This is a genomic window from Pararhizobium sp. O133, from assembly GCF_051669845.1.
In the GTDB taxonomy this organism is placed as follows: domain Bacteria; phylum Pseudomonadota; class Alphaproteobacteria; order Rhizobiales; family Rhizobiaceae; genus Pararhizobium.
Map to the genome: position 1 here is coordinate 271,679 of NZ_CP196428.1, position 24,091 is coordinate 295,769.

The following is a 24,091-nucleotide window of genomic DNA, read 5'->3' on the forward strand; positions in this document are numbered from 1 at the left end:
GTCTCTGTACGTCGGATGCGACCTGCGCGACGATCGAATGCCGTCGTGCTTTTGTTGGTGGCGGCAACCGTCGTTGGGGGCAGTGCCGCTGCCGCCAAGATCGGCGGCTACCGCATCAACCTGACGCCGAGCGAGCCCCTCGGGATATGGCGCATCTCGGCGCTCAATCGAGTGGTATCGGCAGGCGATCTCGTCTTCATTTGCCCTCCGCAAACGCCTGTCATGCGAGAGGCCAGAGCGCGTGGCTATCTCCGCTTCGGAACCTGCCCGGGCGGGGTCGCTCCGCTCATCAAGACGGTCATCGCGGTTCCCGGGCAGCATGTCGAAATCGGTGCGGGCGTAACGATCGACGGGCATGCGATCCCTTTCTCCGATCTGGCTCAGCGCGACGGCAAGGGTCGGCCGATGGTGCCGTATTTCGGCGGCGCCGTGCCGGCACAAAGCGTCTTCCTCCATTCACCGCACAGGAGCTCCTACGACTCCCGCTACTTCGGTCCCCTTCCCGTTTCGGGCATCCTCGGCCTGGCGCAACCGGTGCTCACCTATGTGCCGTAAGCGCGTTCGGCCGGTCCTGTTGATTGCCGCTTCAATCATCGCCGGAACGGTGGCGTGGAGCGGTCACGTCCTTTTCCTTCCGCTCGCATGCACGTTTCCAACCCTCTGGGCGCTTGCGCGGTCACGACTGGCGGCCGCAGCGGTTTCCGCCGGTTATTTCCTCGCTGCATCACGCGGTCTGCCGCAGGGCGTTGCCACCTTCTATTCCTCCGACCTCTGGCCGGGACTGCTGCTCTGGCTCAGCGCATCGCTGGGCTTTGTCGGTGTCCACGCAATGTTCTGGACGAGATGCGAACGTACACGACCGTTTCGCTACCTCGCGGCAGTCTTGCTCATGGCCATTCCGCCAATCGGTATCACCGGCTGGGCGCATCCGATCACGGCCGCGGGCGTGCTGTTTCCGGGATGGGGATGGTGGGGGCTCCTTGCCGCGACAGCCGGCCTCATGGGCCTCGTAACCCGCATGTGGCCAGCTGTCGCGATTGTCCTGGCAGGCTTTTGGATCTGGTCCGCCGCAACCTGGGACGAGCCGAAGCTAACGGAAGCGTGGCGGGGCGTCGATCTCGAATTCGGCGCTTCACTCGGTCGCGACGTCAGCATTAGGCACCACCGTGATCTGATTGCCACGGTGAAGGATCGAGCATCCGGCGGCGCCCTCACCATTGTCCTCCCCGAGAGCGCCCTGGGCTTCTGGACGCCGACCGTCGAGCGGCTCTGGGTAAATGGGCTGCAGGGCACTGACGTCACCGTCATTGCCGGCGCTGCGGTCGTCGATACGGGCGGATACGATAATGTTCTGGTCGCTCTCTCTCGTAACGGTGCTCGCGTCATTTATCGCGAGCGCATGCCGGTCCCGGGCTCGATGTGGCAGCCTTGGCGTCCCCTGCTGGGTCAGAGCGGTGGCGCGCGGGCGCATTTCATCGCGGACCCGGTAGTGGCGGTCGCTGATGCTCGGGTCGCACCGCTGATCTGCTACGAGCAACTGATCGTCTGGCCCGTTCTCCAATCCATGCTCCACGATCCGGACGTCATTGTCGCCGTCGGCAACGGCTGGTGGACCAAGGGGACATCCATCGTCGCCATCCAACGCGCCAATGCGGAAGCCTGGGCGCGTCTGTTCGATAAGCCCCTCTTGATTTCCTTCAACACCTGAAGCCCGAGGAGACCTCATGCTCGACGCTGCCCTGATCCAACAATGCGCCGACCCCTCATTGAAGCCGGCAATCGTCGAACAGTTCGTGACCGCTGCGGGCTCGAACGATCCGCTTGCCGTCACGGTCAAATCGGGTGGCCGATTGATCCTCGTCCCGAAGGCGATGACGCCGGACGAGGCCATGGCGATCGTCCGGCAGTATGTCGGCCAGGCAGTGGTCCGCGTCGGCTTGACACAGTTCCCTGCGGGTGTCGGCGTCAAGGATACGGCCGACTTAAAGGCTGATCTCGTCGATCCTTGCGAAAACCTTCGCAAGGGAACGGCGATGTTCGCGAAGGTCTTGCGGATCGTTGCCAAATGGTACGGCAATCCGAAGAGCGATGACGTCTTCCCTCAGATCTTCGAGGACGCTGTCTACGCCTGGAAGACCGGCGAGTTCGAAGGCGTGAGCGTGTTCCAGGCGGAGGATCCGAGAAAAAGCGTGACGATAGACAATGTATTGCCTCCAGAGGAGGCCGAGGCGAGCAGCGACATACCTCCTGCGGATACAAGCACTGAAGGCGCCGAGAAAAGCGAGAACGTTGGGTCAGCTGAGATGCGGATCGACCTGTCGAGGATCGGAGGAAAATGATTTCCTTGGAAGGTGACTATACTTCCGGAAGCGAATAGCGCGTGAGAACCGCTTCCTCTCCGTCGAGGGTTACTTCGATGACTGCGTTGACCATATCCTGCGCGCCTGCCAGATCCTGCAATATGAGGGCAAACAATTCTCGTTGCAGCACAGGCAGCACCTGCGGGACGATAATCACCAGACCCGCATGCAGCTCTTCCTTGGCATAGAGCTTCCGGAAGTCGCGGGCGTTGTTCGTCACGAAGGTGAAATCTTCCTCGATAATCCGAGGCATTAGGTCCCAATCGGTCTCGCCGCTCAGTCCCAGCCAATTTACATGGAAACAATCGTGGCCGTGCTCTTGAGCCACGGCCACGAGAGACGTGTGAAGGCATTCATCGATAAGAAACTTCACGAGGTCGAGCCAGACGTTTTAGGGACGTTCTCGTTCCGAAGGATCAGGCGCTTCACGGATTTCACCTTCAGGCCCTGCTCCGAAAGCTTCCTCGGACGTCCTCTGGCGGGATGGGCCGCAACCCAGATCTCGGCAAGTTCCACCATGCGCTCGGTGAGCGAAGGATAGCCCTCAACGATTTCCGCTGTACTTGCGCCTTGGGTCTTCATCGCGGCAATCGTTCGCACGGGAACACGGGTTCGCTTGAAAACCGGCTCGCCGCCCACGACGCCTTTCACGCTTTCAATCAGTCGTTCGGCTTCTCGAAGCGCCTCGGCCCGCGCGGCCAGTTGTTCTCGTGCTCGCGCAACGTCGATAATGAGATAATCGTCTGCCCTAACAGTTTCGGCATCGGGGTTCTGGTCGATCGTATCGAATAGGCGCTTGCGGCGCTCGGCAGACAAGATCGATCCGACGCCGTACCAGAGCTTCAACCGAAGCAGATCCTCATCGGTGAGTGCTCGACCCCTGCTACCAACGAGATGAGTCTCGATGATGCGCTTGTCGATCGCATTGTGCACCGACTTCACAGCGATCTCGCTGACAGCCGCCGCCTCGGCGGGTGTGTAGGCGTGTGATGTGCTGGCCATAATCATTCTCCTTGTGGAGAATATATAATGCGGCCCGCCGCTCGTGTAAAGCCTTGACCCATGCTCAATCTCAGTGGTCGAGCTGTCCCAATCGATCGATGCACATCGGCTTCGGAGCGGAAACCGCCTCCGAACCCTAAAATCCAGTCGACCACGGGCGCGATTTGCAGATCAGTTCGATTTGGTCACAAGCTCGGCGGGTTCGACGCCCAGCGCTTCTGAAATCTGGCCAAGGACGGTGAGGGTTGCCGACATTTCGGCGCGTTCAATGGCACCGATATGGCGTGCGCTCAGGCCTGTGCGGTGCGCCAGTTCCTCCTGCGTCAGTTTCTTGCCATGACGTATTCGACGCAAATTGACCGCCATGACCTCGTTGAGATCCATGACGTGAGCGGAACCTGAATCGGAATTATTGTTCTAGGAACTATAGTTCCGATTCGACATGTCCTGTGATATTGGGGGCAATCGATCTTCGACGGATTTGCAATGTTGGTCTTATGATAGTCTGTAGCGCGGCCGCACAGTGCGGGACCAAAGCATCGTTTCGAGTGGTGAAGGAATGAGTTTCGAGGAAAAACGAATGAACGATGCGGAGTCCTCTGAGACCGACAAGAGCGAGCGGGATCCGCGGTTCTGTTCGATGCCGAAGGAAGCGTTGGAGGAATTGGCGGTGTCGGCAATACACGAACACCGCCGGCTGCTCGCCGCGGATGAGGCTGTCTACGAGGAATGGACTCGCGCGAGCGGCGACCCCTCGGTTTCCAGCGACGTCCTGGCAAACCTGCAGGATGAATACATTGCCCGTCAGAAGAAGTCCGAAGCCCAGCAGGAAGAGCTGTCGCAGATCATCGACGCACTTGGCTACATCCCCGACGTCCCATTGGACGATTCAGCACGGTGTTTCGAACATACAATCCGGCCATCAGTATCATCGTATCGGGCGGAGAAGACTGGAAGCTAGCTCGTTGTGTTCATGTTGGTATATTGCCACCCATAAATTCGACGCCCAGTTCATTAAACCTACGCCAACGTATTTCACATTGACGCCGAGAACCGCCTTCCAGCGCCAGCTCGAACACGTTGGGAAGTTCCATCGTCGTTTCCATGACCAACCGGGCGCCACCTGCAGACAGATTGCGGATCGTGCAATCCCGCGTGGCCACGCCGTTGTTATAGATGATACGCGCGCCCTTGAAGGCGCGTATTCTGGGGGACGCCCGCCGCTCATCCACGGCAGAGCAAACCGTCGGGACGTGCAACGTGGTATGGAGCCCCGTGCGGCCACATCAGTAGTTGGTGTAGCATGCTTCGGCTTTCAGCTGAGTGCCGCCCGCCAGGGACGTCAGGAGATTTGGCACAACGGTCGTGAACTCGTATTCGATCCTCGCCTTTGAAAGACCTTCCAAACCGTTGCAGCTGGCACTGCGATCGAGAGTGATCGCCGTCGGATCAAGTTGGATGAGCCACCCCGCCGCTTTGGACTTCGCAAATGCGATCGCATTCTCCGAGCTGTAGGCTCCACCGTCTTCGCATTGGATCTGCGGTATGCCCATGCAACGCGCCGTGGCGATTGCTGTTTCGTGAAGAGCATGGGTCGCCCAGAACAACCGGGCAAATTCGATCATACCAAACAGCAACAACAAAAAGACCGGCGCGACCAACGCAAACTCAACGGCGCTGGCGCCGGAACGTTCACGAATGAACCTGCGTATGGAATACCTCATTTCGTCTGCACCATTGCGTTGGCGGCAATGGAACCGTCCTTGACGACATCGAACATCGTGAAGAACGGGGTATATGCCTGCTTTGCCGTTACAGCGACATAGCGTCCGGCACGCCCGCCGTCAGGGCAAGACGAGTTGCAGGTGACTTGCGACCCCCACTCGACAGATGCGGCATTCCCCTTCGGGCAATAGCAGGCATTGGCCTGACTGGAGACGCCACCGATCTTGATCGTCGCCCCGTCATAACTGGCCTGCGGACCGTTATTGACCTGTATTGCCGCGGTGGCATCGCCCCGATAATTGCTGGCGATCATGAGGGCAAGATTCTTGGCCAGTTCGCTACCGTTGCTGCCATCGACCTGGTCGGCATGGGCGATTGCATAGCTGGCGCTTGCCGAGACGGCCGCCTCCAGTTGAAATCGCGAGAACACCAGCATTCCCAGATCGACACTCGCCACGAAGACGAGAGCGAAGATGGGAACGACCAAGGCAAATTCGATAGCAGCATTGCCCTTTGTGTCTTTCAACACAAAAAGCGGATGGCCAAGGCGAACGCGTGCTCGCAGCGCCATTATTCTCAGAAACGTCTTCATTGGACCAAGGCCACCTTTCGGGTTCCACTCAGTTGCGTACATTCGGACATCGCTTGGGAGCCGCCGGATAGCGAGATGCTCGTGCCGATCAGTTGCAGACAGCCGTTACCCGCGTCCCCGAGCTGACCACCACCGCCAAAATCGATCACGCCATTTGGAAAATAGAAGGCGCCCGAGATTTTCGCTCTGCCGCCGGAGGTGATCTCAGCGCCTGTCGTATTCTTGGAAGACTGCGGACCGATAACCGCCAATTCCGCATAGGGGCCGGATTTCGGGGCGTTGAGCGTGATGGCGTTGCCGCCGGTCAGGCAGAATGACTTTCCGCTACATTCCCAATCAGAAGGTGTTTCGGTGCCTGACAGGACGATGGTGACGTCCTTGCCGGAGACCGCGACGTTGTCGCTGCATGCGGAGCCGCCGGTATTCACCGAGAAGTACCCGTCAACGGTATAGGTACCAGCGCCAAGTCGTGCACCGCCTGCCAGATTGACGTTTCCGGATATGTCATGCTCGGCGCTTGCGGGGATGGTGATGCAGCTACCGCCACCACCGCCGTTCAGATCTCCGTTCAGGCGGAAAACACCCTTTCCGGTGCTGGCATCCGCCATGACCGTGATGGAGCCGCCATCAAGCCCGATGGCGTTGTCGCCGCTGGATTTCCCGATGGTGTAGCTGTTGGACGTACCGGCCCCGAGTTTGAGTGTGGCGCCTGCACCCGTGTAGAAACCTGCGTCAAACACGAAGGCGCTTGGTCCATCTATGGTGACTTTGCCCGAGGCACAGAGGCTATAGCGGGCATCACCACATTTCTCGCCTCCCATGCCGAAGTGGAACGAACCAGTTCCAAATGTCAGGTCCGCACCATAGACCCCCTTCTCGACGTTGAACGTGCCGTCACCGAATTCGAGCTTCGTGCCGAAGTCGTTCTGAATCCTGCCCGAGAAGTTATAGACTGTCGACTTGACCCCCGAGACGTTGAACTTCACCTGGAGGTTGCCGTGGACAAGCAACGAGCCGATGTTGATCTTGGAACCGCTGCAGGTCACATCCCACTTGTCCATCCAGTACTGATTGTAGTTGGCCGGATCGTAGCTGCATCCAATGGCCTGCAGGGCGGCGGCAGTGTCCGGGGGTGAGGTGCTGCCACCGAACTCGATGTCCTTGCCTTTGGTGACCGAAGCCTCAGTCGGCCAGGACGCCTTCCGAATTATGTCGAGGCGAGCATTGAGTTCCGCCACGCCCGCGTGATTTTCCAAGGGATCGGAGGTGTACTGCTTGGTGACGGGAGCTTCGCTGCCGTCGCCTTTCACAATGTTCGCTGTCCACGGACAGGGCTGCGAAGAACCCTCAAAGTAGGTGGCACTCTTGGCTGTGATCTTGGTACCACATGGTGCGATCAGATCGTTGTTAGAGGCCACGTAGCAATTTGGCGCGCCGACCTGGACACCACCGGAAAGCGTCACGCCTGTTCCCGATTTATCAAGCGCGATGATGCAGGCACTTTCCGCCGCGCCAAACGAAGAATAGGCCTCTGCTGCGACGTCAAGCTGAGGTTTCACCCCTAGAACCGGCGCCAGAAACAGCGTGTTCGTCGTCTTCACCTCAACGTATACCGCCTGGAGCTTTTCGTTTTTCGGTGACGCCGCAAGCGAGACGGAAACGTTCGCGGGATCGACGCCGTTGAGCTTCGCAACATTGAGCGCGGCAGACCTCATCCGATCCTGCGAGCTTGTTTCACTATAGGCGAGCGCGCCCGCGTAAGATGCCAGATCAGCAGTGCGCTGATTTTCGTCCCGGACCAGCAACCCGTATCCATACTCGACGGACAAAGCAGCAAAACCAATGATGACCGGCAGCAGTATTGCCGCCATGATCGCGATGCCGCCGTGCCGGTCGGCGCTCAAACGTAAAATAAGGTGGTGAATAATCTTCATGGTCAAAATTCTCTTTGGGAGCCATGGGCCAGTGCAAACCTGATGGCCGGGCGCCTTTGCTCTTCATATTTTTTGTCTGGCAAATGGCGACCCGGCTCCGTTCCACGAGGGACCCCAAAACAGGGTTCTCGCTCCAGCGATGGGACCGAAAAACGAAGTGCTCTGCGCTGTTCCTGGCTGCACTTCACCGCGAACGCGGACAGAGCCCGACGGAATGGACACCACTGAGCAATCGCTCAGTCCGCGTTCTCAGAACGCCTCCCAATCTCCGGTAGCGATTGCTGCATTGCCCTGACTGGCAAATGTTTCACGCAGTTTCGACCGAAGGTCGCGCGCCGGAGAGGACGCCGCGTGCACAGTGGCTTTCCCAACAGGGCGAGGACGCGCGATCGAACCTCGGCCGGTGTTGAAATCGCTGAGCATACCCGTGATACGGCTGACCTCCTGGACCAGAGCATGGCTTGCAGCAGTGGATTCTTCCACCATCGCGGCGTTCTGTTGCGTTCCCTGATCCATCGTGTTGACGGCAGTATTGATCTCCTGAAGAGCGGTCGCCTGCTCGCTGGATGCCCTGACGATCGCCCCGATGTGACGGTCGATCTCTTTCACTTCGCCGACGATCTCCGTCAGAGCTTCACCGGTCTGCCCGACCAGCGATACACCTTCCTTTACCTGCTCGCCGGAATTGTTGATCAGTTCCTTGATCTCCTTGGCGGCCTTGGCCGAGCGTTGCGCCAGTTCGCGGACTTCCTGGGCGACAACGGCAAAGCCCTTACCCGCATCGCCGGCCCTTGCGGCTTCGACACCCGCATTGAGCGCCAGGAGGTTGGTCTGGAAGGCGATCTCGTCGATCACCCCGATGATGCTGGAGATTTCCCGCGATGAGCTGTCGATCGCACCCATGGCGGAGACGGCCTGCTGAACAATCTGGCCGGACTTTTCGGCGCCTGCACGGGCCTTGGCAACAAGGTGCCCAGCCTCTTCCGCGCGTCGGCTCGAATCCTTGACAGTTGTCGTGATCTCCTCCAGCGCCGCCGCCGTCTCCTCGATCGAGGCGGCCTGTTGTTCGGTGCGCTTGGCGAGATCATCGGCGGCAGAGCGGATCTCCTGCGCGCCGGCGCTGATCTGGGTCGCGGCACCATCAATATGCTGGATCGTCGTCGACAGCTGTTCCAGTGCATTGTTGAAGTCGTCTCGCAGCACATGATAGGCCGCCGGTAGATCGTCATCGATCCGGTAGCTCACATCCTTGGCGGCGATTGCCGCCATCGCCTTGCCGAAACAGTTGCAGACGAGCTGACGCTCCGCGTCGATGGCTTCTGTCTGGGCCTTCTGCTTGGCGATCTCCGCCTCGTCGATATAGACGGATATCGCCAGGTCCATGTCCAGCATCACGGCCTTCACGAGACCGGCGAGTGCTTTGCCGAACTCTGCCGGCTTCATCGTCTTCTTCGAGAACATCCCGCCCTTCGGGAATATCTCTTCGACGGCGCTGTTGATCAGATGGTCGAGAATGATGGCGTATCCACCGATATACCATTGTGGCTCCAGGCCGATGCGGGCATGCACCGTGCCAATCGTCCGCACCTTGGCAACATAATCCTCGTTGAAGTTGCCGTCCGCGATATTGACCCAATGACCCATCTGTGCGCCCTTGGCGCGGGAAATGTGATCATCGGAGGAGAAGAAGCGGCTGGCTTCGGGGGTTATTCGCAGTTGCGTGTAGAATTTGTCGAGGCCATGTGGCAGTTCGCGTTCGACGAGGGCCTTCAGCGATCGGATCCCGGCGCGTCCTTCCTGATCGAGTTGCATGAAATCGAGACGACGCTCGACACTCTGACTTTTTGACTTTGAGACTACAGCTGCAGCACTCTGGACGGAGTTGCTGCAGGTATGCATGGCGGACTGGCTCGACATTCCCGACCTCGATTAAAATGGCTGAAACGGTGATCGGGCAGTGCCTCAATCACGTCGAAACCCGTCATCATGTCCGGCTTTGGCGCTCATCCGCCTTTCTCGACGACCCCAAATTTGGCCGACCTGGTTAATTTGGTGTTAACCGAAACCCATAGGTGCTTGACCCTTCACCCTTAGCTGCGCCCATGGGACATCGCGTGCGAATTTCGGATATTATCGGCCGATACTGTCGGGATGAAAAATGAGCGGTCATTCCGACGCGATCAATTGCTTGGCAGGCACACGACCGCCACCGCATGTGCTATGCTCGGCTCATCTACCTCCGCGGCCCGCTCTGGCACTCCGGCCGTTGCGAGTGATCAGCGCTCACTTCCCCTGATGAGCCTATTTCTTGCTTAGGACAGCATAAAGCTGCTCCTGAGCGCTTTCGACGGGTATGCGATCATCGTCGAAAAAGTTCGCAAGAACCGCGATAAATGCTTCGGACATCTGGGCGGGCATTGCCATGGATTGGGCGCTAACGTCGCTGTTCCTTGCGATCATTTCCAATCCAAGACGACCACAGCGATCAAGGTTACTCGGATCCACGTCTGTCCGTACGGGAAGTGATCCCTTGAGCCCGCTGAAAGCAACCTGATTGACCGGGTCCATGACCACGCGGGCAAAATCCCGCTGTGCTTTGATTGAAGCTTCGCGATTTGTAATCGGGAAGGCGAAGGCATCGACGACCATGAAGTAGGCGATTTCCGTACCCGGCACGAGGCTGCATTGGAAGTCCTTGTCCAAGACATAGCCTCTTGTCATCAGTTCTCCCTTGGCCCAATCACCCATGAACTGCATGCCGGCATCCCCGCTTCCCACCGCCGCAGCAGCATCCGCCCAGGTTTTGCCCACCCGCCGCTGCGCAGGCTCAGCATAGCTGGACAGTCGTCGCAACATCGAGAGCGCTTCAGCCATCCGGGGATCACGTATCATCGACGCGTCACCCCGGATTACGCGGGCATATCCTTGCGAACCCAGCTGCTGGTACATGATGTTATTGAATATGAGCGAGATCTCCCAGCGGCCGCCTCCCAGTGCGAGAGCAACATGCCCCTCCTGTTTTATCCTGTCGGCAGCGCCAATAATTTCCTCCCACGTCCTCGGCGCCGGAAGTCCCAGCCGATCAAAGAGGGCCTTGCTGGTCCACAGCCAGTTCTCGGCATGAATGTTCGTTGGTGCGAAGTAGATCTTCCCCTTGAAGCTTATCCGATCAACCACGGTCGCAGGTAGCACCTCACGCCAGCGGTCTGCCGCGGCAACCTCTTCCAGATCCAGGACGATTCCCATTTCCGGCAATTCCCGGGAACCTTCATTGGCGTTCCACTGCATGACCGCGGGTGCGTAGCCGCTGGCGACGCGATCACTCACTGTGCGTTGAACGGCAACCTTGTTTTCCATAGGAAGATCGATCCAACGGTTTCCCGCACGCGACCAAGCATCCCGAAACACGTCGAGCGCTCGTGCCTCACTCTTCGACACCCAATAATGGACGACATCGATGGCGCCGCGCTCGTCTGCCGAAACAGGACTGGAGGGCAGGCCAAATACCAGTGGCGCAAGAACCAGACCAAGATGCTTTGCTTTGTTTGAAAAGGTCATTTTGCATTTGCTCCGGAATGATGCGTCAATGTGCGCCCGCGGCGACCGGGTGGATTGTTTCGACAAACGGTACGAATTGGACCGCAGGAATGTGAGAGACCGCAATCTCAGCGGGCGCGGGTTTGCCGAACAGGTAGCCTTGACCCAGCTCGCAGCCGATCTCGAGAAGGAAGCGGCTTTGGGCATCCGTCTCGATACCCTCGGCGACGCATCGTTTTCCGAGATTGTTGGAGAGGTCCACGATTGCGCGGATGATTTGTGCCGACCGCGGATCCGTTTCGATGCCGGAAACGAAGCTACGATCGATTTTCAGTTCGTCGAAGGGGAAGTCCCGCAGATGGACCAAGGAAGCAAACCCAGTGCCAAAATCGTCGAGCGACACGGAAACGCCCTGTCGACGAAATCCCTCCACAGCGTTGAGAATCCGCTGGGAACCTCGGTTGAGGAATACATCTTCTGTGATCTCGACAGAAAAATCGCTCCATTCAAGGCGGTTTTCTCGGATTACCTTCGCAAAGATATCATAGCTTTCGTCCGTCAGGAGAAGCATCTCTGGCAGGTTGATGGCGACGGTGCCGGGCGCCAAGCCGGAACGCTTCCAGAAACGAAGGTCACGGCCAACAGTCGATATGACTGCCTTGGTCATACCCTTCATGAGTTGGGTGCCATCCATCAATGGCAGGAACCGACCGGGCGGCAGCAATCCGAAACATGGGTGCTGCCAGCGCACCAGCGCCTCAAACCCCACATGCTTGCCTGTGAGGAGGTCGACCTTTGGCTGATAGTGAACGACAAACTCCTGTCGGTCGGCTGCGGTGGCAAGTGCAGCCAAGAGCTGAGTGTCCTCGATCCGGTTGGCAAGTGCAGCTTCGTCGATGACGACGGCGGCACTACGTTCCCCCTTGGCGGCGTACAAAGCCACATCGGCCGCTTGCAGCAGACCGGTGCCATCATTTGCATGAAGAGGCGCGATAGCCCCACCAACGGATGCCGACGTCCGAAGAATTCGCCCCTCGAAGACGATATCTTCGGCAATGGCCTGCCTTATGCGCTCCGCAATAGAAATTAATAATGACGCATCCGTCACGCCAGGAAGAAGCATCGCGAATTCGTCTCCCCCAAGACGCACTGCCGTATCACCTGCACGCACAACCTGCCGAAGCGCCTCTGCGACATGCCGGAGGATCGCATCTCCGGCAGTATGACCGAAGCTGTCGTTGATACCCTTGAAGTGATCGAGATCGACCAGGAGTATTGAAAAACCCGGATCCTTGCGTCCGAGTTCAGAGACAAGATGCGTAAGAACGGTGTTGAACTGGGAGCGATTGCCAAGCCCCGTCAAACCATCCGTATGCGCAAGATGCTCCAGTTTGGACTGGTAGTCTACGGTCCGGAAATGCTCATTGCGCAGTTTCTGCAGCAGGGGGCGGAACACCAGCGTGGCTGTGACGAGGACGGTCATTGCGATGAGCGCAAGAAGACACACGCCCGCAAGTTTCGCGTTGTAGACACTGAGCGTGCTTCGTTCGTGAGTACGCTGACTGAGATCTGAAAATCCGCGCATCAACATGCTGTCGGATGCTGCCGCAAAATCTATCGCTCCCCAGAACGAATATCGATCCCGCCTCTCTTGCGTGCCGGCCGTTGCGATTTGCTCAGCTCGCCCAAGGAATTCCACTACAGACTTGCCCAAATCCTCTCTTGCGCGCTCAAACGCCTCGTCCTGGGGGAGTAGACGTTCAAGGTAGTTCCCCTTGATTTCTGCATGCATGGTTTCCAACCGGCTCGCCACGGAGCGGAGGTCCGTAATTGCCTGGAGGATGTCGTCACGCATCGCATCGACAATATATTCGGGCAGCTTGAGGTCAGCCGAAGCGCGCATCAGAGCACGGGTCTGGTTGGCGAGTTGTTGAAACCGTATGAACTGATTGCTGGTCAGAAAGCTGATGTTCTGCTGCAGCGAGTGGCGGTCCAGCGCCACCAGCACCGTCGCGCACGTAGCCCCGATCAACAACATCATAATGATGACCGTGTTAAGGTATTGCCGGCTGATCGACCGAATATACCGACCCATGGACTTGTTGTGTTCGCTTATGAGCTGTCCAGCAAACGGCATCTCATCAGCCCTCGCCGGCAAGTTCGGAGGCAGCACCCCGCCCGTTCGCGGCCCAGAGACCAAACTCCGTATGATCCAGCAATTGAATTCGAGGTGCGGCAGCGCCTTGCGATGCAGAAGCAGTTATCGCCATGCGGATCTCTTCGAGCTGTGCATAGACCTCCAGAATCTGGTCACGTACAGCCCGCAGCTCAGGGGATGAATGCTGTTGGAACCTGGTACTGGGAAAGGAAATGAGATTAGACATTTTGAGAGTATTCCCCTAAATCATGCAATTCGTTGGTCTTTCAGCGCCACCAGCATTGTGACATTCCATCTCCTTCCCGCACGCCTTCCAGTAGCGAATAGCCCTCACGGCATTTCGCAACGACGCTGTATTAGGAGAAATTGGGAACCGGCGGATCGTAAGGATGAGCTGACGCAGTAGTCTCGATGGCGGTGAAAGTTGATATCGACCAGGCACAGACCCCGGTCGTATCGAAATCCGACATCCTGCCAGCCCCGGCGTTCATCCGCCTTTCCGATAAAGCCCAGAATTGGGCTCAATTGTAAATTTGTGATTAATCAAATATTGGCCAGATGAAGGCGAACAAATAGGTTGCGGATTTCGGATATTCGGCACGCCACAGGGATATCCGGGAAGAAAGCGACCGTCGATGGAAACGGCGCCTATCTAAACGAACCGGCCGGGCAAGGTTGGAAAACCCTTCAAGGTCTCCGCCCGCCTCTTTCAATCGCGCTGGGCTTGGCTTTCCCGACCCCTGCGAATTGTCTCATTAGGCAATTCCCCGAAAGCCGCTTTGTAGAGAGCTGAAAAATGGCCCATGTGGACGAACCCGTAGCGTCTGGCCACAGCTGAGACCGTCAAGTCTCCCGAAACGAGAAAATCGCGCCGGACGGCTTCCAACCGCAATTGCCGCCAGTAGTCGGATGGGGTCGTGTCCTTGAACTGCTGGAATGCTGATTGCAGAGCGCGGATGCTCACACCAGCGGCTATTGCGAGGTCCGCCATCTCTAGCGACGTATCAAGGTGAGCCATCATGAAGTCTATCGCTCGCTTCACGTGGCGAGGCACAGCGGCCGCCGCCGGGTCTTTGAGCGCGCTGGAATAGGTGTGTGGCAACTGTTCCAGCATGCATACGAGCATTGACCGGAACAGAAGCTCCGTTGACCGGAGTGGCAAGGCTTCTTCTTTGTCGTTTGCAAACGTCGACCACAGCAAGCCTCCCAAGGACATGAGATATCCGTGCAAGGTCGTGTTGGCTTCGATCTCAATCGCGAAATCCACATCCCCCGTCACAGGCCGATCGAGTAACAAGCTCAGTTCCCGTTTGAGAGCGTTCTGGCTGAAGGTGACGCCGATATGCGAGCGTCCCGCATGCTTACGAACGAACTCCGTCTGCTGCAGTTTGCCGACCAGAATACTATCTGACTTGGAAACGAGATCGAGGCCGCGACAACGAACTTCCATTGCCCCCGCTATTGGAAGGTACAGAGCACACGAGTCGGGAGGGGCATCGAAACTTGCCTCGACGCCGATGCCACAATCCGTCCGCCAGATGTCAAAACTGCCGGCGGAAAACTGCAGGTTCTCCATGCTGACCTTTCCGGCCTTGGAGAGAGGGCGGAGTTTTACGCATTCACGGCTCTGAGGAAGCTGTTCCTGAAGTTCGTCGATGTCCATTTGCACGAACTTGAAACGAGACGTTTGAGGAGCCCGCACCATCAGTGCCCCCGGATGCGTGCGGATCGGGCAGGGAGCTTTTGGGTAAGTTCCGTACCGCTCCGCCCAGATTCTCGCCAGATTTCAGCCGAGGGATACCGAAGAATGGGAAGTTGCCCGTGGGCAACAGTATCCGCACAAGTCGGCTTTGCAAATTCGATGAACATTGTGGTACGTACCTCAGAATACTCAAAATGCGGTGTCGTGGAGGCGAGAGCTCGTCTCTTCCTACCCCAGATTTGGGTCGATTCGCTAATTTTCTGCTAAAATGAGGACGGGCTGCCGAGCAGATGTTGCCGAAACCACGATGGCTGCGCCGTTATATTTCACGTGAAGTTAGAGCAAAGACTCCTGCATCATATTAGATGCCGGCGAATTGCTTCGGCGATCGCATGAGCGCGGTTAGCCGCGCCCAGCTTCTTCGCCGCGCTCTTCAGGTAGCTGTTGACAGTTTCGGTTCGATACTCGGAAACCCCGGAAATTTCCTCGCTGGTCAAGCCAGTGCTGGCGAGCTGAAGGCAACGCAGCTCACCATCTGTAAGCCGCAAGGCATCAGCGGCAAAACGATCCATCAAAGGCTTTGAAATTGTCCGGTGCAACGGCTCCGCGATGAATACCAGGAACTCTCGTTCGCCTGGGGTAAACGCCCGCTCCGTCGTGAAGGAAACACCGCCATAAACAACACCACCCCTGGCGACGGGAATTTGCAGGCGCTTGCCGATCTCGTAAGAGCGATGCAGATAGGAAAGACGTTGGGCCGGCGGCGAAAGGTCAAATGCCTCTTCCTCTGTCATCGGTGTCGCCTGTGCAGTCGACCGAACAAGCAGGGGATCGGAGCGGTTCCACTGTTCCGAAAAGTATGTTTCGACATAGGCTGGCGGCATGTCGCTCTCGATCGAGCGCCCTCGCCCGATGTGGTATCCGTTCAGGTCAAGTCCACCGAAGGCGACGTGCCGGAACCCGACAGCCTTTCTCACATGTTCAAGCAGCTCGTTATCGCGCAGTTGTCGCTGAACTGGAACTTCCGAAAGGTTCTTGAAGCGGTCAAACCCCTCCCCGTGTGTATGCCCCATCACTGATCTCTCGCCGAATCCTGAAAACCACATTTTTGCGCTGAATGCTTAACGCAATATCAATCGTCAACAGGCAACTTCTGGCTGATATTTCAGCTTCGCTCTCAGATTGTCAGCCGGGTCTCGGCGATTACACAGGGTATATGCATGGCAACGGGCGTCTGGGAGCGGCTTGCGGGCAATCTGGCATTTGTCGTTTTGTGCTTCGCCATGTGGGCACATTTTTCGATCTGGTACCGTCGGCTAATCGTTCGGCACGACAAAGTTCTTTTTGGTGCGTTCGCGGGCTGCACTTCTATCGGCTCCATGTTGCTCGCAGTCCAATACCAGCCCGGAATCTATCTTGATCTTCGTTTTGTTCCGCTTGCGCTGACCGCTGCATTGGGCGGCCCCATATCTGCCATCGGTGCAGTAGTCCCAGCCGCTATCTTTCGCCTCTATCTTGCCGGAACGGCTACCCTTGACGGGATCGTGGCGATCCTGGTCGTGAGCTCGGTGGGAGCGGCGACCTATTTGCTGCCGCGCACAAAATTCTCAGCGGGACGCATCCTTCTATTTCTCAGCCTGGCCCTGGCGCTTGCGCTAACCCTGGTGCTCGCTATTCTTCCAAGCCTGTCGGAGGTCCAAGCGCTCTCGGCCATCGGGTTCCCACTCATCACGGCAAACTGTGTCGCTGCAATCCTGTGTGGCCTCATCATGCTCAAGACAGATCGGGTGCAGCTGGAGCGCCGAATTTTGGAAACGGCATTCTCGCAGTCCCCCGACTATCTGTACGTTAAAGACAGGGAGAGCAAATTCCTGACCGTGAACGACAATATGGCCCGGCTATTCCGTTTTCCCGCAGCTTCCGACATGATCGGGCTTTCCGACTTCAACCTGCGCACTCCTCCAGAAGCCGAGGAGCTGTATTTCCGCGAACAGCAGATCATGCGCACCGGCGAACCGCAGATAGACTTTCAGGAGCGGTTGAACGATCGCCACCTGCTTGCGTCGAAGGTCCCTCTTCGGGATAGTGAGGGGCACATCGTTGGCCTCGCAGGCGTCACCCGTGACATTGCCGAACGCGTGGAACTCGAAAGCGAGCTTCGCGAAAAGCGAAACCTGCTGACGCTTGCGATGCATGGCATGTCCGAGGGTTTCGCCATTTTCGACAAGAAGGGGTTCCTCGTCTTCTGCAATGAGCAATACCGGGACGCATTCCCGTTTTCACGCGATGCTCGAGTCGTCGGTGCGCATATCAGCGACATCTTACGCAGCGTAGCGGAAACGGGCGAGCGTATCGACATGCCCGACGTGGCTTCAGAGCAATGGATCGAGCTGGCGGCAGCAAGCCTTCCTGTCAACAAGGACGAAGAAATCCAGCTTCAGAACGGCGAGTGGCGCGCACTTAAGACCCGGCTCGCCCATGATGGCACGGCGATGGTGGTCGTGTCTGACATCACGGCGACGAAGCAGGCGGAAATCGCTCTCCAGGAATCGGCTAACCAGCTCAGAGCCCTTGCAGACACGGATGGACTGACCAATCTCACCAATCGCCGCGCTTTCGATCGGGCTTTTGCGGCCCAAACCGAACATTGTATCAGCAGGGGTATGCCGCTCAGTGTCCTGATGATCGATGTCGACCGCTTCAAAGCCTACAACGACACCTATGGCCATCTTGCTGGTGACGACTGCCTGCGCATCGTCGGAAGATGTCTAGACAAGTCCGTGAAGCGCGCAGGGGACCTCGTGGCGCGTTACGGCGGCGAGGAGTTCGTGGTTCTACTTCCAAACACGGACGAAAAAGGCGCTGCAATCGTTGCCGACGAATTTGCTCATCTCCTGGCCAAAGAGAACATCCCACATGCTGGGAGCGAGTTCGGGCGAGTGACCGCGAGTGTAGGAATCTCAACGGTCACGGGGAAAGGTCTGCACTTCGGCTCAGCACGCATCCTTTCGGAAGCCGATGACGCCCTCTATGAGGCGAAAGAGAACGGTCGCAATCAAGTGGTGGCGCGGACGCTATCGGACGGACAGACCGTGACAGTTAAGTAAGGACCGAAGGCATCATAATGGCGGCCTTTCGCTGTTGCCGCCAAGCCCAAACACAGCAGAATTGGGCGCGTCTGCAGCTCGTATTCCAATTGTGGGAGGGCTGACGCGACGATGCTAATTAGAGCTTAGCAACCCACGATCTTTCGCGATTCCAACAAGCTGCGGCACTGATTCAGCGCCCAGCTTGGCACGGGCTTTATCGAGGTAGTGCTGCACGGTCCTCGAATTGATGCCGGTCACAGCGGCAGTTTCGAGTGTGTTTTTTCCTTTCATCGCCCATGTCAGGCACAGCATCTCGCGTGGTGACAGCACCTGCTTCGGATTGACGGCGGTTTTGGCAGCAATCATCTTCAATCGATAATGAACCATCATCACCAATTGGACAGCTCTCTTCGAGTCGAATGCGGCCGGGACGTCCACGTCTCTTTCCGAGGATGCAAAGGTCAGCATCATCGACGCGCCGTAACCACCTTCAACAGGGATCGTCATGCCGCAGCGGATCCCGTGGTCGATCGCCTCGTCGCGAAATTTTCTGAGTGGTGAAGAACCGCGGGCCGGCCAATCCTCCGCAGTCCAGAAGAAAACGTCCCGTTTGCGCTTCGCTTCCGTCACCACCGGATCGATGCTGGAATAGTCAGCCGAGAGGTAAAGACCCTCCCAGGGTTTGGGATAGGAGTTGAATGTCCTGATCTGGGCGCCTTCTTTTTCGAGATAGGCAAACCGTTCGTATCCGCAGGAACGCGTGAACTGCCTGAGGGCGCCCTTGACCATGGCCTCGTCTTGCGCGACTTCCAGCATATCAACGAGCGAGCGAAATTCTCCGTCCACGAACGCTTCTCCTATGTTTTTGACCCGTAACGCGGTCCTTTATTTGCCAGCCGAGACGCTGGATGATGGGCATCGTCGTTTGGCAACAGGCGGACCTGCTAATCGCCAACTGACGATAGCTCCGCAACCGGCGGTGCTTGGTTGATGCAAAGCAGTCCCTCTTGCCGTGTACGTTAGCACTACCCATAAAGGGGGAGCTTTCAAGGCTCCCTGCCTCAAAAAGATGACAAATCAAGAAAAGTTTTTGCGGGCGAATGGAAACCGTGTTCTGACGCGAGTGCTATGTACTGAAGAGAACGCGATATAAGGCCCGGCCCGTTTGCCCACGCAAGGCCCCAAATCCTAAAACTGCCAGCGCTTTTCAAGCGGCAAGATCACTTGGCGTCGATACGCGCCCGCTCGGATCTGACGGCTTTGATGATACGCCAGTTAATTCCCGGCTCGCGTGGCATCTGGATATCGTCCATGTTGTCGAAATCCGAAAGCCGGGTGTAAAACGCACTTCGAAGGCGCGAGATAAACTGCTTCGGCAAAGCGGTGTTTTCGAGAAGGTCCGGGTCGTCATCCGGCAAATCGCCAAAATCCATTTCTGTCATCGCCTATCCTTTCCTGCGTTGAGCAGGACCATCCGGCACCATTTCTTCAGCCAGCGCAACTCGCAGATTTGCACCTCTTGCAGACTTGGCGTTTCCTTTAGTTTATGCGGTAAGCCGACGGAAAGATGATGTCCTGGTCGACGAGGACGTTGAACTTATAGCCGGGGCGTATCTGGATCGTCGGCTGTACATTCAGGTTCTTCGAGATTGTCTGCTCGGCGACGCGACCGAAGCTTTCAGCAAAATTCCGTCTGGCGGCATCGGACGCCGTATCCTGCGTCGCAAGCGTCGAACTCTCCGGCATGGACATGTCGATCCCGGTTCCGATCAGCGCGACGAGTGCTGCCGAACCCCAGGTGCGCCAGAGATGTCGATCGACTTTATCCTTGAACCCGCCATATCCCTCGGCATCCGTGCCCGCCATGCCGCCGATCTGCAGGGTCGATCCGTTCGGAAAGATGAGGTCGGTCCAGACGACGAGTACGCGCTCCTGGCCAAACGACACCTTGGAATCGTAGCGGCCGAATAGTTTGGACCCCTGCGGGATCAGGAGCCGATAGCCGGTGGCGCTGTCAAAAACGTTCTGGCTGACCTGAGCGGTGATTCTGCCCGGAAGATCGGAGTTGAGCCCGGTGATCAACGTGGCCGGAATAACCGAGCCGCGCTTCAGCTCATAGGGCGAGATCTGCGGTACGACCCGGTTCGGCAGATAGCCGAGATCCTTGATGTCCTGATTGAAAAAATCCTGCTTCGAAGTCTGGGTGTTCGGATCGACGTTCTGTCCCATCAGCCCTGATTTGACAGCGGAGGCGTAGAGGTCGGAGGCATTGTTGGCTGTCGCAGTTGTCGTCTGCCGGCCCGTGTCTCTGGAATTGTTGGCGACTTTTTCGACATCGGAAATATCCACCTTCAATGGCGAGTCCAAAGCCGTTGCCCGCGCCTGAAGGCGGGCCATACGCTGGCGCTGCGCCTCGCGGATATATTGTTCGTCCTGCTCCCGTTTCAGGCGGGCTTTCCATTCCTCTTCGGATTCGAGCCTTGGCCGCCGTTCTTGCCTTTCCGCGGACTGGCGGTCGACAACAGATGTTTCCTTCTCGACCTTCTGTTCGACGGCGGGCGTTGGCTGAAACGCTTCGCGCTCAACCGGCTCGCCGATGATGCCGTCGGTAACGCCGCGTTTGAGTTGGTCTCCAAAATTGGTTGCGGGAGCATTCGAGGCGCTCTCGATATCATTGTTCCGATTGAATGCCAGCCCGCGCCACGACAGCCCGACCACGACCACCCCGACGAACAACGCGATGATGATGATGGCGATGATGATCGGCAGCCGATTGAGACGGCGCATACCCTTCTGATCGTCGGCTTGGTTGGAGGCGCCAAGCTGGAGAGACTGGACCATGTTCGCCTCCCCTCAGTTGCGTTGCATGATGGAAAGCGGGCTTGCCGGCGTGGCGCCGGCCGCCGTGGCCGTGTAGGCCCGACCAAGGGCAACGGACGGCGTGGAGAGCCGTGCGAGCACCTGGCCGTCGACGTCATCGATCGAATAAACGAGCTCGACCGTCTTCACATCCTTCCCTACCTTGCCGTCGGTGATGACGGTGTAGCCCCATCCTTTCAGCGCCGCCTCGAGCGCCGCCGCGAAATCTGACGTGTCCTTTTCCATTTTGAGCGTCGTCGTGCCTGCCGGATCGATCTGCTCGGCGAGGCGGCTCGCCATGTCGCCGGCGATGGCGCTAGCGGCTGGGCCGGTGACGGCGACCGGGGTTGAACTGGTGGTCAATCCATCCTCGGCTGTCTGGCAGCCTGAGAGCAGGGTGGCGGTGATGATGATGACGAGAAGCTTGCGCATGGTTCAGCCTCCCCGCCGGATGGTGATCTTCTGTTGGCGCCAGCCAACGCCGGAGACGAGGATCGCCTTGTCGACCGCGTAGTCGACGATCATCATGTCATTCTTCATCCGGTAATTGACGATGCGGTTCTGGCCGCCCGAGACGACGAAGAGCACTGGCGCATCCTGCCCCGAGATCGATTTCGAAAACTGGATGTAGGTTTTGACGCCATCCGAATAGACCCGTTTCGGCTTCCAGGGCGCCGAGCCACTCACGGAGTACGAGAAGTTCAGTTTGTCGGGCGCCGTGCCGGGAATGCCGCCGGTCTCGAGCCGGGAATTGATGTCGGCGAGCTTGGTCGATACGTCCTCCGGATATTCGAAGCCGATGCGCGCCATGTACTGGCTCGGATGGGATTTCAGCTGGATGTGGTAGGTGCGCCGCGATGTGGTGACCACCATCGAGGTAACGAGTCCCGGTTCCGACGGCTTGACGATCAAATGGATCGCCTGCCCGCCCGTGGCGCCGGAAGTCGCCGGTTCGACCTTCCAACGAACCGTGTCACCGACAAGCACATCGCGGACGATCTCGCCGCCTTGCAATTCGATATCGCAGACTTGAAGCGGCGAGCAGACGACCGACGGCTGGGTTTCTCCGAACAGGAAAATGACCTTGCCATCCGGGCCGGTCGTCACCAGCCCCGATGTCCCGCGCCACTTCCTGGAAATGTTGGTGCCCTTCACCTCGTTGTTTGTCATGCTCTGCGCCTCGATGCCGCTCGCGAGGACGAGCGTGGCCAAGCAGCCGGCGGCTGCGATCAATCCTGTTCTGTGCATTGAGAAATCCCCTGCCCTTAAAGCTGCGCTGTCCAGTCGAAATCCCGGACATAGAGACCGATCGGATTGAGACGGATGGTCGCCTCATCCTGCGGTGCGGTGAGCGTGACCGTTGCGATCCCGCGGAACCGGCGCGTGCCGATTTCCTTGCCCTTGCGGTCGCGTTCGTACTCGGTCCAGTCGATCTGATAAGTCTGGTTCGAGAGCGCCACGATGTTGTTGACCTCGATGGCAACGGTCGAGGACTTCGCTTTCTCGAACGGCGAGTTGCTCCGGAACCAGTCATTGATCTTCTGCGTCGACGGATCGGAGGTCCGAAGCAGCGCATAGGTCCGATCGATATATTGCTTCTGCACCACGGCATCCGGCGTAATGCTGCGGAAGCTGGTCACGAAGTTGCCGAGCGTGGCGCGCACCACCCGGACATCGGCATATTCGATCTGTTCGGGGAACCCTGACGTCACCGAGGTTCCAAGCTTGTCGACCTGGACGATGTAAGGCACCAATTTGACCTGAGTGCTCAAGTACATCGAATAGCTAAAGCCGATGACCGCCATTGTCAGACCGAGGATGCCGACAATGCGCCATGCGTCGGCGGCCTTTACGTAAGAGCCGTATCGTTCATTCCATTCCTGGCGTGCGGCGAGGTACGGGTTTTCGGGGGCGCGGTTCGCTGCCATCGATCCATCACTTTCTAATTGCGGTTAGTCTTTGCGTTCGGGAGGTGGCTTTGGTCCGCTATGCCCGCTACGCGCCTGGTCGAGCTTGGCGTTGGCAAGACCGAGGATCGAACCTGCATAGGCGCCGGGAGAACCGATGGCCTTCTCCTTGGCGGCCGAGCCTGCCGCATGTCCGGCCGATCCGATGCCAGCTCCGATCCCGCGAAGCATTGCGCCGGCGACGGATGAACCTGCAGCTCGGGCAGCCTGACCAGCCGCGAAGCCGGTCCCCGCGGCACCCGCTGCGAGGAAGCCAGCGCCTGTGGCGAAGGACGCGGCCTGCCCACCGTGCCGGATTGCTTCCATTCCGCCTGAGACAGAAGCTCCCTGCACGACGCCCTGCATGATGTTCGGGACGTAGATGGCGACAATGAAGACGACGACCGCAATGCCGGCGATCGCAAGTGCCGTCTGGAATTGGTCTCCAATGTCAGGTTCGTTTGCCAATCCGATCAGCACTTCCGATCCGATGCGCGAGATCATCACAAGCGCCATGAGCTTCATTCCGACCGAGAATGCGTAGACTAGGTATCGGACGGCGAAGTCCTTCGTATAGGACGAACCGCCAAGGCCGAGCATGATCATGCCGGCGAGAAGGCCGATATACATTTCGACCATGACCGACACAAAAATCGCTGCAACGAGCGAGAATGAGATGACCACGACGACCATTGCAAAAGCAGCCGAGATCGCCAGCGCATTGTCCTCAAAAAGACCGAACTGAATCTTTTCCGACATCTTCGTTGCGACGGCGAGTCCGGCATTGAAGACGTCGGCTGGTGACGCGGTCCCGCCACCAGCACCAATCTGGAACAGGCTGTCGACTACCGCCTTGGCGAAGGTGGGACCCTGCGCCAACACGAAGGCGAAGAAGCCGACGAACATGATCCGCCGGACAAGCTCGGCGAACCAGCTGTCAAGCGATGCGGCCTGTAGTGCCAGCCAGACGGCGGCGATGCCGATTTCGATCGTCGCCAGGATCCAGAATAACGATTTCGCCGCATCCATGACCGTGGTTTCCCACCCCTTCGCGGCCGTGGTGATCTGGCTCTGCAATGAGGTTAACACCGAGCCTTCCTGGGCGAAGGCTGGCTGGGCCGCCAGTGCGCAGAAGGTCGCAAGCAGCATCGCTGCCCTGAACCGTTGAAAAGGTATCCCCGTCATCT

The 24,091-nt window shown here is 58.1% G+C and carries 24 protein-coding genes and 1 pseudogene; 5 read left to right on the forward strand and 20 right to left on the reverse strand.

Going from position 1 to position 24,091, the window contains the following annotated elements:
• Window positions 1-15 precede the first annotated feature (15 nt).
• From traF to ACST81_RS26115, 3 genes are read left to right on the forward strand one after another with little or no spacing between them, the layout of a single operon-like run.
• Complete coding sequence (traF, locus tag ACST81_RS26105; RefSeq protein WP_142913700.1) at window positions 16-555, forward strand: conjugative transfer signal peptidase TraF; 540 nt, start codon at window positions 16-18, stop codon at window positions 553-555.
• A complete protein-coding gene (locus ACST81_RS26110; RefSeq protein WP_142913695.1) occupies window positions 545-1,708 on the forward strand; it encodes a conjugal transfer protein TraB in 1,164 nt (387 codons plus the stop codon). The genes traF and ACST81_RS26110 overlap by 11 nt, the downstream gene beginning before the upstream one ends.
• Window positions 1,709-1,724: 16 nt before the next feature.
• Entirely contained in the window at window positions 1,725-2,339 is a 615-nt protein-coding gene (locus tag ACST81_RS26115) for a TraH family protein (RefSeq protein ID WP_142913696.1), read from the forward strand.
• A 16-nt stretch (window positions 2,340-2,355) separates the two neighbouring features.
• Here the strand turns inward: ACST81_RS26115 and ACST81_RS26120 are convergent, their stop codons facing one another.
• The 3 genes from ACST81_RS26120 to ACST81_RS26130 all read right to left on the reverse strand — a co-directional run bounded on the left by ACST81_RS26120 (window position 2,356) and on the right by ACST81_RS26130 (window position 3,746).
• Entirely contained in the window at window positions 2,356-2,733 is a 378-nt protein-coding gene (locus ACST81_RS26120; protein WP_142913697.1) for a DUF5615 family PIN-like protein, read from the reverse strand.
• Window positions 2,730-3,362 (reverse strand): DUF433 domain-containing protein, encoded by a 633-nt coding sequence (locus ACST81_RS26125; RefSeq protein ID WP_142913698.1) that lies wholly within the window; start codon window positions 3,360-3,362, stop codon window positions 2,730-2,732. The genes ACST81_RS26120 and ACST81_RS26125 overlap by 4 nt, the downstream gene beginning before the upstream one ends.
• Before the next feature lie 171 nt (window positions 3,363-3,533).
• Entirely contained in the window at window positions 3,534-3,746 is a 213-nt protein-coding gene (locus ACST81_RS26130; protein ID WP_037094533.1) for a helix-turn-helix domain-containing protein, read from the reverse strand.
• Between the two features lie 196 nt (window positions 3,747-3,942).
• Here ACST81_RS26130 and ACST81_RS26135 point away from each other — a divergent pair.
• Window positions 3,943-4,248 (forward strand): annotated as a pseudogene (locus ACST81_RS26135) (transcriptional repressor TraM); the annotation flags it as partial.
• An 85-nt stretch (window positions 4,249-4,333) separates the two neighbouring features.
• Here ACST81_RS26135 and ACST81_RS26140 read toward each other — a convergent pair.
• The 10 genes from ACST81_RS26140 to ACST81_RS26185 form a co-directional block, all read right to left on the reverse strand.
• Complete coding sequence (locus tag ACST81_RS26140) at window positions 4,334-4,594, reverse strand: PilZ domain-containing protein (RefSeq protein ID WP_161596383.1); 261 nt, start codon at window positions 4,592-4,594, stop codon at window positions 4,334-4,336.
• Window positions 4,595-4,648: 54 nt separating this feature from the next.
• Window positions 4,649-5,086 carry a TadE/TadG family type IV pilus assembly protein gene (locus ACST81_RS26145; protein WP_142843320.1) on the reverse strand — a complete coding sequence of 146 codons (438 nt, stop codon included), beginning with the start codon at window positions 5,084-5,086 and terminating at the stop codon, window positions 4,649-4,651.
• Complete coding sequence (locus ACST81_RS26150; RefSeq protein ID WP_438754664.1) at window positions 5,083-5,574, reverse strand: TadE/TadG family type IV pilus assembly protein; 492 nt, start codon at window positions 5,572-5,574, stop codon at window positions 5,083-5,085. The genes ACST81_RS26145 and ACST81_RS26150 overlap by 4 nt, the downstream gene beginning before the upstream one ends.
• 101 nt (window positions 5,575-5,675) lie before the next feature.
• Complete coding sequence (locus tag ACST81_RS26155) at window positions 5,676-7,613, reverse strand: TadE/TadG family type IV pilus assembly protein (protein ID WP_237681478.1); 1,938 nt, start codon at window positions 7,611-7,613, stop codon at window positions 5,676-5,678.
• A gap of 249 nt (window positions 7,614-7,862) precedes the next feature.
• A complete protein-coding gene (locus ACST81_RS26160) occupies window positions 7,863-9,530 on the reverse strand; it encodes a globin-coupled sensor protein (RefSeq protein ID WP_142843322.1) in 1,668 nt (555 codons plus the stop codon).
• A gap of 384 nt (window positions 9,531-9,914) precedes the next feature.
• Window positions 9,915-11,171 (reverse strand): ABC transporter substrate-binding protein, encoded by a 1,257-nt coding sequence (locus tag ACST81_RS26165; RefSeq protein WP_142843323.1) that lies wholly within the window; start codon window positions 11,169-11,171, stop codon window positions 9,915-9,917.
• A 25-nt stretch (window positions 11,172-11,196) separates the two neighbouring features.
• Window positions 11,197-13,191 (reverse strand): putative bifunctional diguanylate cyclase/phosphodiesterase, encoded by a 1,995-nt coding sequence (locus ACST81_RS26170; protein WP_237681479.1) that lies wholly within the window; start codon window positions 13,189-13,191, stop codon window positions 11,197-11,199.
• Between the two features lie 100 nt (window positions 13,192-13,291).
• A complete protein-coding gene (locus tag ACST81_RS26175; protein ID WP_142843325.1) occupies window positions 13,292-13,534 on the reverse strand; it encodes a hypothetical protein in 243 nt (80 codons plus the stop codon).
• Window positions 13,535-14,017: 483 nt separating this feature from the next.
• On the reverse strand, window positions 14,018-14,971 hold the full coding sequence (locus ACST81_RS26180) for an AraC family transcriptional regulator (RefSeq protein ID WP_161596384.1): 954 nt from the start codon (window positions 14,969-14,971) through the stop codon (window positions 14,018-14,020).
• Between the two features lie 395 nt (window positions 14,972-15,366).
• Window positions 15,367-16,083, reverse strand: coding sequence for a helix-turn-helix transcriptional regulator (locus tag ACST81_RS26185; protein WP_269703655.1), 717 nt, complete (start codon window positions 16,081-16,083; stop codon window positions 15,367-15,369).
• Window positions 16,084-16,230: 147 nt separating this feature from the next.
• Here ACST81_RS26185 and ACST81_RS26190 point away from each other — a divergent pair, with 147 nt between their 5' ends.
• Window positions 16,231-18,117, forward strand: a complete 1,887-nt coding sequence (locus tag ACST81_RS26190; protein WP_142843328.1) for a diguanylate cyclase — start codon at window positions 16,231-16,233, stop codon at window positions 18,115-18,117.
• A 114-nt stretch (window positions 18,118-18,231) separates the two neighbouring features.
• On the opposite strand, the gene ACST81_RS26195 is transcribed toward ACST81_RS26190, so the two are convergent.
• From ACST81_RS26195 to trbL, 7 genes are all read right to left on the reverse strand, one after another.
• Window positions 18,232-18,945 (reverse strand): autoinducer binding domain-containing protein, encoded by a 714-nt coding sequence (locus ACST81_RS26195; protein ID WP_161991475.1) that lies wholly within the window; start codon window positions 18,943-18,945, stop codon window positions 18,232-18,234.
• A 374-nt stretch (window positions 18,946-19,319) separates the two neighbouring features.
• The gene (locus tag ACST81_RS26200) at window positions 19,320-19,541 is read right to left on the reverse strand and encodes a hypothetical protein (RefSeq protein WP_142843329.1); all 222 of its coding nucleotides are present in this window, start codon (window positions 19,539-19,541) and stop codon (window positions 19,320-19,322) included.
• 97 nt (window positions 19,542-19,638) lie between these two features.
• Entirely contained in the window at window positions 19,639-20,940 is a 1,302-nt protein-coding gene (gene trbI, locus ACST81_RS26205) for an IncP-type conjugal transfer protein TrbI (protein WP_142843330.1), read from the reverse strand.
• Window positions 20,941-20,952: 12 nt separating this feature from the next.
• A complete protein-coding gene (gene trbH, locus ACST81_RS26210; RefSeq protein WP_142843331.1) occupies window positions 20,953-21,390 on the reverse strand; it encodes a conjugal transfer protein TrbH in 438 nt (145 codons plus the stop codon).
• A 3-nt stretch (window positions 21,391-21,393) separates the two neighbouring features.
• Window positions 21,394-22,206, reverse strand: coding sequence for a P-type conjugative transfer protein TrbG (trbG, locus tag ACST81_RS26215; protein WP_142843332.1), 813 nt, complete (start codon window positions 22,204-22,206; stop codon window positions 21,394-21,396).
• A 17-nt stretch (window positions 22,207-22,223) separates the two neighbouring features.
• Window positions 22,224-22,886 (reverse strand): conjugal transfer protein TrbF, encoded by a 663-nt coding sequence (locus tag ACST81_RS26220; protein WP_065653658.1) that lies wholly within the window; start codon window positions 22,884-22,886, stop codon window positions 22,224-22,226.
• A 24-nt stretch (window positions 22,887-22,910) separates the two neighbouring features.
• Window positions 22,911-24,089 carry a P-type conjugative transfer protein TrbL gene (gene trbL, locus ACST81_RS26225; protein WP_142843333.1) on the reverse strand — a complete coding sequence of 393 codons (1,179 nt, stop codon included), beginning with the start codon at window positions 24,087-24,089 and terminating at the stop codon, window positions 22,911-22,913.
• Window positions 24,090-24,091 lie beyond the last annotated feature (2 nt).